This window comes from Devosia sp., assembly GCF_048261455.1.
In the GTDB taxonomy this organism is placed as follows: Bacteria; Pseudomonadota; Alphaproteobacteria; order Rhizobiales; family Devosiaceae; genus Devosia_A.
On sequence record NZ_JBLXGA010000016.1, the window covers coordinates 61,214 to 71,005 of the forward strand.

A 9,792-nucleotide genomic window follows, 5' to 3' on the forward strand; every position below is an offset into this window, starting at 1 on the left:
CTGCTGAGCGCCGTCTAAACCGCAGAACGGCGGGGCGTTCAGGCCACCTCAGTCAGCCCGACTTGTGCACCAGGCGCGTCCATCACTTCCCACCTGAGCTCGCCCGCATAGCGCAGGGCGAGCCGCCCCGCGTCGTCCAGGGCAAACAGATGGAGCCAGCGGTTGTCGAAGAGGGCGCGAACGCTGTCGTGACGGGTAAGGATGTCGGTGATCGCGTCGCGCGGCGCGGCAATGCACACCGATAGCCGCAGCGGCTCGTGCACCTGGCGCGCGCCGTCATGCACCGACTGCCGGGGCAGGCCACCGCGCAGCAAGCCGCCATTGCCTTCCAGCACCCCGATCCCGCCGACGACATTGTGCAGCAGCTTGTTGCCGGCGCCAAACGTCTCTGGTGCGACGGTCGACCCGTAATATTGCAGGCTGATCCAGCTCGCGACCACCACTGGCGCCGTCATGATCAGCTCGAGCACCGTGAACCCGTTGGCGCTGTCGGCGTGCCAGTCATAATCGTGCAGAAAGGCGCGGCCCTCCAGATTGCACCCACGTGTCCGATCGCGCGGCGCGGCGATGAACGCCTTGCACCCGGCCAGCGCCCATTCGGGCCGGATCTCCGCCCAGTTCCGCGCCCGGCTGGCGATCGCGGCGCCGTCCGCGGCGTGCGGCAGCCGCAGGGCCCGCTCGCCACGCGCCAGCTTGCCCGCCTGCGCCAAGGCCTGCCGCACCCGCTTCAGATCAATTCGATGCGCGACACACGATACATCACCGTCAAACAGCGTTACCCTGTCTGTTGTGGTGTCGTGCAAAGCAGCAACGAACACCGTGTCCTCGGGGATGGAAATGCCCCGTGGCACCAGCTGTGCGCGCACCTGCGGGTCAGTCAGCAGCTGCGCCAGCAGCCGCGCGTTGACCTCGCCCGAATAGCCGCCGCAGGCGCCACACTGCAGGCTGCTCGCATGCGGGTTGTTGGTGACAGTCGCGCCGTGGCCGACCAGCAGCACAAGCCGGGCAAAACCAGCGGTCAGCGACATGGCTCGCAACACCGTCTCGGCGGAGGAGACCCTGGTCTCGAGCTCCAGCTCGGGGGCAAACCGCGGCACCTGCGCATCGGGCGAAGCGGCATGGGCGAGCCCCAGCCCGTCCCGCAGCAGCTTTCCGGCATAAACCGGCCCCGTCGCCTCGACAAAGGCAAAGGACGAGACGGCTGCGAGCTTGAAACGCCCCCAGGCCCGCTTGGCCCGGGCCTTGTAGCGCGCGAGGATTTCGGTCTGCGGGTCTTCGCCCCCCGCAGTCGACGATACGGTCGGGTTGAGCAGCACCGGAAGACGCCGCTCTTCCGTGTCCGACCCAAAGCCCCTGTGCTTGGCCCCAACGCCGAAGAACCCGGCAAACCCCAGCGTTTGTATGGACGGATCGATGGTCTCCAGGGCCCGCCGGAACACCTCCGAGCGCACATCGATGCAGAAGGCGGCCTGCGCCGAAATTCGGTCCGCCGCGACAGTGGCGCCGGGCTGCGTGAGTGTCTCATTGAGCTCCCGCTGCGCTGCCCGTTCGGCCGCTTCTTGCAGGACTTCGTCCACCACGTCGTCCGCGCCGGGCGCCAGCGGTTGCGCATGCAGCGCGCACGCGTTCGACCAGGACGTGCCGATGGCGGCTTCGTGCTGCACAAACAGCGCCTCCTCCCACAACAGCCGGATGGCGAGAATGTCGGTGATGGTGCTGCTTGTCGCCCCGGCAAGTTCGGCCTGCCACAACTCATAACGCGCGAACTGCCCCCAGCCGCCCAGTGAAACCAGCAACTGGTGGAAATAGGTCGGCAGCGCTGCGGCACTGAGCCCAAGCCGCGCGACGGCGCGAGCCATCGCCGCCAGCGCACGGTCGGGGGCGTCATTGACGAAACTGGCAAACCCCGTGACCCCGGAAATCTCCGGCGTCAGGTCGTTGACGGCATAGCTCCGCCACGCTGCCCAGGCGGATGTGCCGCGCTGCGCCGCCCACAGCGCCTGGCCCTTGTCGTGATAGCCGGCAGCCCAGGCGCCGAAGCGGTCCGCGATCAGGCCCGGATAGTCGGTGCCAGCCGCCGCGGCGGCGAGGTCAGCGACAGTCTTCGCCGCCTCGGCGGTCGGACGCGGCGCCGCAAGGCGCGCCTTGAGAGCCGCGACATCGACAGGCTTTTCGGGATGCAGGCAGGCCTCAAGCGCGGCTGCCAGATCCGCATCGAGCATCGCGCCGGCGGCAATCTTGTCGGCATACCATTGCCGCGGCATCGTGACCCTGATGCCGCCCGTGCGCCTCAACCGGGCACCCGTATGCGCCAGGGTCTCCGTCGACTGGCCGAGGAAGGGGTTGACCGCAACCGAGGCTTCGAGCGGCCACAGCGGCGGGATCTGCCGCGCAGCATCCATCGCGATCGCCGCGAGTGCGCCGGGCTCGGGAAGGGAAGGCGTGATTTCGCTCGTCATGGCGTCGCGTCCTTGTTGGAGGAGGAGAGGGACCAGGTGCCCAGCAGCCGGTCGAACAGGGCGTTGATGTAGAGCCCGTTCGACAGATGGACGCGCAGGCCTGCGGCGGCCGGATGGTTGGCCCACAGCGGGAACATGGCCTGGGCGACGGCCACGAGGCCGAAGCTGCCCACCGCGAGCACCAGCAGCGCCCATTCCAGCGGGCCCGGTGCCGGCGTCACCGGCAGCGTCCCAGCGGTCAGCCAGTCGGCGCCGCGTTGCAGCGCGAAATAGCTCACCGCCGCCGCAACCGAATAAAGCGCCGTTTGCCGTGTCAGCATTTTCGGTGCCGCGTCCGCTAAGCCCTGTGCCAGCAGATAGGCGACGCCGAAAATCAGGATGGCGCCGAGTGCGATCTCCTGGGGTGACTTCGCGCTCAAGCCGAACGCGATGCCGATGGCCAGATAGATCGCCAGTGCCAGGCCGAAGGCGCGGAACACCGCCTTTGTATTGGGCACCGCAATCGGGCCCGGCCTGCGGATGCCGGCCACCATTTCGACGGCCGTCCCAGAACTCAGAAAGGCGTGCGCCTTGTAGAGCGAATGCGCCACGATATGCAGCAGCGCCAGCGGGAACAGCGCTAGCCCGCACTGCATGATCATGAAGCCCATCTGGGCGATGGTCGACCAGGCGAGCGAACTCTTCACCGCCGATTGCGAGAGCATGGCAAGCCCGCCGAAGAGCGCCGTGAAGCCGCCCAGGACCACGAGCACTGCCAGAACGCCCGGTGCGAGCAGCATGACGTCGGCGAACCGGATTAGCAGGAAGCCGCCGCCATTGATCACACCGGCATGCAGCAGCGCGGAGACGGGCGTTGGCGTTTCCATGACTTCCGTCAGCCAGCCATGAAACGGGAACTGGGCCGACTTGAGCAAGGCCGCAAGGGCGAGGAGGCCTGCGGCGACTGTCACACCCGATGGCATTACGCCCTCCCGCGCCGCAACCAGCATGGTCGCGATATCGCCGGTACCATAGCCGGCGAACAGCAGCGCCGCGGCGCCAAGCAGGGCACCGTCACCAAGCCGGGCGATGATGAACTTCTTGCGCGCCGCGCGCTGCGCCTGCGGCCGGTCGGCGTAGAACACCAGCAGCTGGTGCAGGCAAAGGCTGGTGGCGATCCAGGCCGCGACCAGTTGCAGCAGATTGCCCGCGAGCACCATCAGCAGCACCGCCACCAGCGTCGCCGCCATCCACCCCAGAAACGCCGCCTGCCGCCTTTCGCCATCCAGATAGGTCGCCGAATAGCGCAGCACGATCCAGCCGACGAAAGATACGAGCAGTGCCATCGCGGTGCTGACCACGTCGACACGGACCGAGAACCCAAGCCCGAAAGCGCCGATAAGAGGGCTGGTCGCCTGCCCATGTGAGAACAGCAGCAGACCCGTCCCCACGGCGATGGCGATCGATGCGAGGGCCGCACCCTCCGTTGCCTTCAGCAGCAGGGGATGCGGTCGCCCCGACCGATGTGCGAACGCGGCGACAGCCGCAGCCAACAGGATGGCGGGCGCCATCAGCATCACAAACGGGTACAGCATGGGAAGGTGCTCCTTTGCGGCGCAAGCTAGTGCCCGCTGGATGCTTCCGTAAAATACATTGTTCTGGTCTTATCGTTCTGATTAAGTGAACGATATGAGCGAGCTGAATTTCCATCACCTGCGCTATTTTCACCTCGTTGCCCGTCTCGGAAACCTGACGCGGGCCGCCGAGCAGCTCAACGTCTCTCAATCCGCCGTCTCGACCCAGATCCGGCTGCTTGAGGAACGGCTGGGCCAGCCGCTGTTCGAACGGCGCGGGCGCACGCTCGTCCTCACCGAAGCGGGGCGCATCGCGCTCGATCATGCCGAAACGATCTTCGCGACCGGTGAGGAACTGCTCAATACGCTGGGGGAAAGGCCGTCCAGCCGGCGTCAGGTGCTCCGCGTCGGTTCGCTGGCAACCTTGTCCAGAAACTTCCAGATCGGTTTTCTGCGTCCGCTTCTGGGGCGCGACGACGTCGAAATCGTCGTCCGCTCAGGCGCGCTTGGCGACCTGCTGAAAAATCTCGAGGCGCAACGGCTCGATGTTGTCCTCTCCAACATCGCGCCGCCTCGCGATGCGGCCACCCCATGGATATCGCACACAATCGCGGAGCAGCCGGTCAGCCTTATCGGCACGCCGGAGCGGACTGCGAGCGGCGCGACCTTCCAGGAACTGCTGGTCGGCGAGCCGCTCATCCTGCCGACGGTCGAGACCAGCATCCGGTCCGGCGTCGACGCGCTGTTCGACCGCCTCCACATCCGGCCCCGCATCGCGGCCGAGATCGACGACATGGCGATGATACGCCTCCTGGCGAGAGATGGAGTCGGGCTGGCCGTGGTGCCGCCGATCGTCGTCAAGGACGAGCTCGCATCGGGCGAACTCGTCGAGGTCGATCACTTCCCGCGGCTGACCGAGATATTTTACGCGGTCACCCTGGCGCGGCGTTTCCCCAACACCCTGCTGCGCGAACTGATCGCCGGCGTAGCAGACCGGCCGGGCTGACCGGCGGCTTTCACGGCGGCCCTACGGGCGATCACCGGCTCACGGCCGGATATTGAGCGTCCGCAACTGCCAGATCGAGCGCGAATAATAGACTTCCGACTGCAACCGGCTGTCGCTGTCAAACGGATAGACAAGCCACAGTGGGCCCTTTTCGCGCACCGACACATAGGCGCCATCCACCTTGTAGGCGACGAGCGGGCTCGCCCCGATCTCGTCGGTCAGGGGCAGGATGGTGGAATAGTCGTTGATGGCGACAGCATCGATCTCGCTGCCCTCGGCGCCGACCAGTTCAAGCAGCGTCGACAGTTCCACGCCTTCGAACGAGGTGACCCCGGTCGTCCAGGGTGTTTCAGTTTCATAGGTCGTCGACGGCAGCGCTTCGAGAGCCGCGAGGTCGAACACGGCGGTGTCGCCCTCATTGGTGACGCTGATGGCGCCCTCGATGGTCAGGATGACATCGCCCGTCGGCGCCATGAGTTCGGCAGCGCTGGCCGCACCCAGCGTGGCACCCAGCGCCAGTCCCGCCAATGCCGTCACTTTCAGTCGGTCGAAAAAGCTGTCCATCATCTGTCTCCCTGCTTGGCGGCGCTCATCTCGCGAAGCGCTTTGGCCCATTAGACCCTAGCCAAACAGAAAATAGTTTTCGTAAGCCTCTCGCTGCCCGCTTGAGGAATACGTACGGCATTCGGCCCGACTGAAAGGATCGGGTCACGTCCAGACACCATCCGGACGTGACCCGGCCTTTGGTCTGATTTAGCCGATCACCTGCCAGCGTTCCTCGCGCGGCGCGGTCGGCTGGAAGTCGTACCGTTCGACCCCCAGCGCATGCAGCGTCGCCCGCTCGATCAGCGAAAACTCTTCCGGATCGTCGCGGTTGAGGTTCATCGGTTCTTTCAGCACCACCGGCGGATTGGTCATAAACCGCACCTTGCCGGAATGGTTGCGCGACGAGGTATGCAGCATGAACGGATGCAGGATGATGTAATCGCCGGTCTCGCCGGTGATCTCCTCGAACTCCTGGCATTCGTTTATCAGCTCGCTGAACGAGTCGCCGTCATCGACGCCTTCGGGATGCTCGGCCAGATAGCGGGCAACCACCTTGATCGAGTCCGGCGCAATGAAGGTGCCGCCGCCCTTGTGCGCGACGTCCGACCAGTAAACCACGGTCAGCAGCGCCTGCTCGCGGCTGTCGAGAAAATGCCGGAAAAAGCTCCCGTCCTTGTGCCAGCCGCCGGCTTCGGGCGAGGGCGGTTGCCAGGGCTTGTCCGCCCCGCGGTTGAGGTTCATCACGAAAGCGTCGGACCATTCGGTGGAATCGATCGTCGTGAAATGTGTCGACTCGATCTCCATCACCTTGCTTTCGATCCGCTCCGGACCGCCGGTCACATCACAAAGCGCCGCCCAGCCCTTGGGCGAGATATCCTTGATGTCTCCGGTGTTGTGCCGGTCGAGCCAGACGATCTCCTTGGTCCATGTCGAGCGGTCGTTCGGGTCATACCCGAGCCTTGTATAGGCCTCGTCCGTCCACGCCTTGGCCAGTGCCGGGTCCACGCAACCCTTCACCCGCACATAACCCTTCTCGATGAAATGCTGCGCGTCTTCGGCGCTGAGCACCTGTAACTGTCGTGCCATTGGATAACTCCCAGTCTTATCCTGTTGTCTCAACGCGGCACCCAGCGCCGCGTTGCCATCGTCCCACCGGTTCACACGAAGCCGGCATCGATAAAAATCTGTTCGACCTGCGCATGCAGCGCCATCACGTCGCAACGGCTGCTGCCCCGCCGCGCCTCGGCGCGCGCCAGGCGCTCCAGCGATAACGCACTCAGCGGCCGGGCGGCCTCTGCCGCCGCAAGGCTCGCCGCCAGATCGCCCTGGCTGTGCAGGGCAATGTCATAACCTGCATCGAGCGCCGCCTTCACCCGGTCGGGCCAGGGGCCGGAGAGCGCCTCCATCGTCACACAATCGGTGATCAGCACGCCCTCGAAACCCAGCTCGTCGCGGATCAACCCATGGAGGATCGGCGACACCGACGCCGGACGATCCGGGTCGATCCGCGAAAAGATCAGATGCGCCACCATCGCAAAGGGCGCATCCCTGAGCGCCATGAACGGCCGGAAATCGCTCTCCCACATCTCCTCGAGCGAGGCATCCACCACCGGGCAGTCGAAATGCGGATCGACAGAGACCCGTCCATAGCCGGGCACATGCTTGATGATCGGCATCGCGCCGACCTCCAGCATCGCCTCCATCACCACCCGCCCCAGCAGCGCCACGAGGTCCGGGTCAGAGCCGAAGCTGCGGTTACCGATCACCCCATGCGTGTCCGCCCGCGACAGATCGAGGATCGGCGTCGTGCCGCTGTCGAGGGTCAGCTCGCGCATCATCGCGCCCATCGCCAGTGAGGAGAGCCGCAGGGCATGCTTGCCCAGTTCGAGATCCTTCTGCGCCAGCGCCCCGAACTCCCCAAAGCTGCGAAACGCCGGCCAGCTGCCCGCGTCCAGCCGCTGCACCCGGCCGCCTTCCTGATCGATATAGATCGGCGCATCGGCTCGCCCCACCGCGTCGCGGAACTGCGCGCATAGCCGCCGGATCTGATCGGGCGTTTCGAGATTGCGTCGGAATAGGAACAGCCCCAGCGGATTGGCCTCGCGGAAGAACGCCATCTCCGACGGGCTGAGCTCCAGCCCGGGCATGCCGACGAACAGCGCGAGGGGCGGGGAGGCGGCCATGCTCAGCTTTCAGCCTTCGGCTGCGGCGGGACGCGCAGCAGGCCCTGATAGATGTCTTCATTTTCCGACGGGATCGGCACGGCACCGACCGCATCGGCATAGAACGCGACCGGCCCCACCGCCCCGATGATCGCATAGGCATAGCCCTGCGCCCTCATCGCCATCAGCGCATGATACAGCAGCGCCAGCCCCAGCTTCCGGCCACGATAGCGTTCCGACACACCCGTCGGCCCGAAGAAGCCACGGGCCGTCGCATCGTAACAGGCGAACCCCGCCAACTCGCCATCGACCACGGCGATCAGACAGCCCGGCGGCTGGTGCGCCATGGCCACCGTGACTTCGCTCACCCAATAGGCGCTGAAATGCGTGCGCACCCAATCGGTGACGATGTGCAGCTCGGGCGGCAGCGCCACGCGGATCTCCGTGACATCGCCGACGCGGTCCTTCAGCGCATCGAGACGGCGGCTATGCAGATTGACCAGCAGGTCCATGTCATCGTCCGCGTGATTATTGACTGCGTCCAGTATCGGTGAGCGGCAGTCGCCGCTTAGGAGGTGGCATCAGCAGCATGGTCGCCCGTGCCGTCCATCTGCGCCGCCCGGCGCAGAAAACCGTCGGCATCCACCAGCTTTTCACGGGCAGCATCCGCATCGAGGCCGGTCAGCGCCATCAGGATCGCCAGCTTCACGTCATTACCGCTCTCGGCCAGATAGCGCAGCGCCGCCTCGGGCGTGCACTCGGTGGCGGCGACGACGATCCGCGCCGCCCGCGCCGCGAGCTTTTCGTTGCTCACCGACACGTCGACCATCAGGTTTTCATAGCTCTTGCCGATCCGGATCATGCTGGCCGTGGTCAGCATGTTCAGCACCAGCTTTTGCGCCGTGCCGGATTTGAGCCGGGTCGATCCGGTCAGCGCCTCGGGGCCGACCACCGGCGAAATCGCGACATCGGCGAGCGCGGCGATGGCCGAGGCCGGGTTGCACGACAGCGCCACCGTCGTTGCGCCGACCTGTTTGGCGTGCTCCAGCGCGCCGATCACATAGGGCGTGCGGCCGCTGACGGCGATGCCGACCACCACGTCCTTGGCACTTGCATCGACGCTTTCGAGATCGCGCCTGCCGCCATCGCGGTCATCTTCTGCGCCTTCCACCGGATAGCGGATCGCCTTGTCGCCGCCGGCGATCAGCCCGATCACCATGCCCTGCGGCACCCCGAAGGTCGGCGGGCATTCCGACGCGTCCAACACGCCGAGCCGGCCGCTCGTGCCGGCGCCCAGATAGATCAGCCGGCCGCCCCCCTTGAAGGCGGCAACGATCGCATCCACCGCCTCGGCAACCTGCGGCAACACCAGCTTCACTGCTGCATGCACCTTGGCGTCCTCGGCATTCATTGCCGCGACGATGCCGGCGCTCGACATCAGGTCGATCTGCAGGGTCTGAGGGTTGCGGGTTTCCGAGACGAGCTGTCCCAGCTCGGCGATCAACGTACTGTTTGTCATGGGGCTTTCACTTGGATAGGCGATCAAAGGCTAGAAGCGCCCCCGCAGCCTGTCAACGCGATCAGCCATATCAACTTGCAATGAAAATCAGGCGTGGCGAGCCCGCACGAACGGGCACTGCACGCGGCCAAACGACGCTGATGCCCCTGCACGCCCTCTCGCTCACATTCCATGGCTGGACAGCGCCGATTCCGACCTGTTCACTGCGCTGAGGCACCATGGCAGTTGCCGAAGTTTTGCCCACTCAACAGCCGGCTTGGGATCAATAGAATATGACGGAAATCCTGGTCCTCGGAGCCGGCATGGTCGGCGTCTCCACCGCTCTCGCATTGCAGGCGCGTGGTCACACCGTCACCCTGGTCGATCGTCGCGGCCCGGGCGAGGAAACCAGCTATGGCAACGCCGGCATGATCCAGGCCGAGGCGGTCGAGCCTTATGTGCTGCCGACCGACCCGAAAATGCTCTGGCAGATCGCCACCGGCACCACCAACGATGTCGCGCTCAGCTACCGCTCCATCGCCAGCTGGGTCGGGCCGGCGCTGCGCTA

General features: G+C 65.7%; 9 protein-coding genes. 2 read left to right on the top strand and 7 right to left on the bottom strand.

Annotated features, from left to right (window positions below):
* Positions 1–38 precede the first annotated feature (38 nt).
* Positions 39–2,459, bottom strand: a complete 2,421-nt coding sequence (locus ACN0TK_RS15525; protein ID WP_417310436.1) for a YbcC family protein — start codon at positions 2,457–2,459, stop codon at positions 39–41.
* The gene (locus tag ACN0TK_RS15530) at positions 2,456–4,033 is read right to left on the bottom strand and encodes a proton-conducting transporter membrane subunit (protein WP_417310437.1); all 1,578 of its coding nucleotides are present in this window, start codon (positions 4,031–4,033) and stop codon (positions 2,456–2,458) included. Before ACN0TK_RS15530 ends, ACN0TK_RS15525 begins: the two co-directional genes overlap by 4 nt.
* Before the next feature lie 94 nt (positions 4,034–4,127).
* Here ACN0TK_RS15530 and ACN0TK_RS15535 point away from each other — a divergent pair, with 94 nt between their 5' ends.
* Entirely contained in the window at positions 4,128–5,018 is an 891-nt protein-coding gene (locus ACN0TK_RS15535; protein WP_417310438.1) for a LysR family transcriptional regulator, read from the top strand.
* A gap of 39 nt (positions 5,019–5,057) precedes the next feature.
* Here the strand turns inward: ACN0TK_RS15535 and ACN0TK_RS15540 are convergent, their stop codons facing one another.
* From ACN0TK_RS15540 to murQ, 5 genes are all read right to left on the bottom strand, one after another.
* On the bottom strand, positions 5,058–5,582 hold the full coding sequence (locus ACN0TK_RS15540; RefSeq protein WP_417310439.1) for an oxidoreductase: 525 nt from the start codon (positions 5,580–5,582) through the stop codon (positions 5,058–5,060).
* 189 nt (positions 5,583–5,771) lie between these two features.
* A complete protein-coding gene (locus ACN0TK_RS15545; RefSeq protein ID WP_417310440.1) occupies positions 5,772–6,650 on the bottom strand; it encodes a phytanoyl-CoA dioxygenase family protein in 879 nt (292 codons plus the stop codon).
* 71 nt (positions 6,651–6,721) lie between these two features.
* Positions 6,722–7,747 (bottom strand): glycoside hydrolase family 3 N-terminal domain-containing protein, encoded by a 1,026-nt coding sequence (locus tag ACN0TK_RS15550; RefSeq protein ID WP_417310441.1) that lies wholly within the window; start codon positions 7,745–7,747, stop codon positions 6,722–6,724.
* Between the two features lie 2 nt (positions 7,748–7,749).
* On the bottom strand, positions 7,750–8,238 hold the full coding sequence (locus ACN0TK_RS15555; RefSeq protein ID WP_417310442.1) for a GNAT family N-acetyltransferase: 489 nt from the start codon (positions 8,236–8,238) through the stop codon (positions 7,750–7,752).
* Between the two features lie 56 nt (positions 8,239–8,294).
* The gene (gene murQ, locus ACN0TK_RS15560) at positions 8,295–9,245 is read right to left on the bottom strand and encodes an N-acetylmuramic acid 6-phosphate etherase (RefSeq protein WP_417310443.1); all 951 of its coding nucleotides are present in this window, start codon (positions 9,243–9,245) and stop codon (positions 8,295–8,297) included.
* A 272-nt stretch (positions 9,246–9,517) separates the two neighbouring features.
* Here murQ and ACN0TK_RS15565 point away from each other — a divergent pair.
* The coding region (locus ACN0TK_RS15565) for an FAD-dependent oxidoreductase (RefSeq protein ID WP_417310444.1) at positions 9,518–9,792 on the top strand (275 nt) is incomplete at its 3' end.

Bases quoted from the DNA above. Each gene is read 5' to 3' on its own strand.
- ACN0TK_RS15555 (WP_417310442.1), bottom strand. From the start codon at position 8,238: ATGGACCTGCTGGTCAATCTGCATAGCCGCCGTCTCGATGCGCTGAAG.
- ACN0TK_RS15545 (WP_417310440.1), bottom strand. From the start codon at position 6,650: ATGGCACGACAGTTACAGGTGCTCAGCGCCGAAGACGCGCAGCATTTC.
- ACN0TK_RS15550 (WP_417310441.1), bottom strand. From the start codon at position 7,747: ATGGCCGCCTCCCCGCCCCTCGCGCTGTTCGTCGGCATGCCCGGGCTG.
- murQ (WP_417310443.1), bottom strand. From the start codon at position 9,245: ATGACAAACAGTACGTTGATCGCCGAGCTGGGACAGCTCGTCTCGGAA.
- ACN0TK_RS15540 (WP_417310439.1), bottom strand. From the start codon at position 5,582: ATGGACAGCTTTTTCGACCGACTGAAAGTGACGGCATTGGCGGGACTG.
- ACN0TK_RS15525 (WP_417310436.1), bottom strand. From the start codon at position 2,459: ATGACGAGCGAAATCACGCCTTCCCTTCCCGAGCCCGGCGCACTCGCG.
- ACN0TK_RS15530 (WP_417310437.1), bottom strand. From the start codon at position 4,033: ATGCTGTACCCGTTTGTGATGCTGATGGCGCCCGCCATCCTGTTGGCT.
- ACN0TK_RS15535 (WP_417310438.1), top strand. From the start codon at position 4,128: ATGAGCGAGCTGAATTTCCATCACCTGCGCTATTTTCACCTCGTTGCC.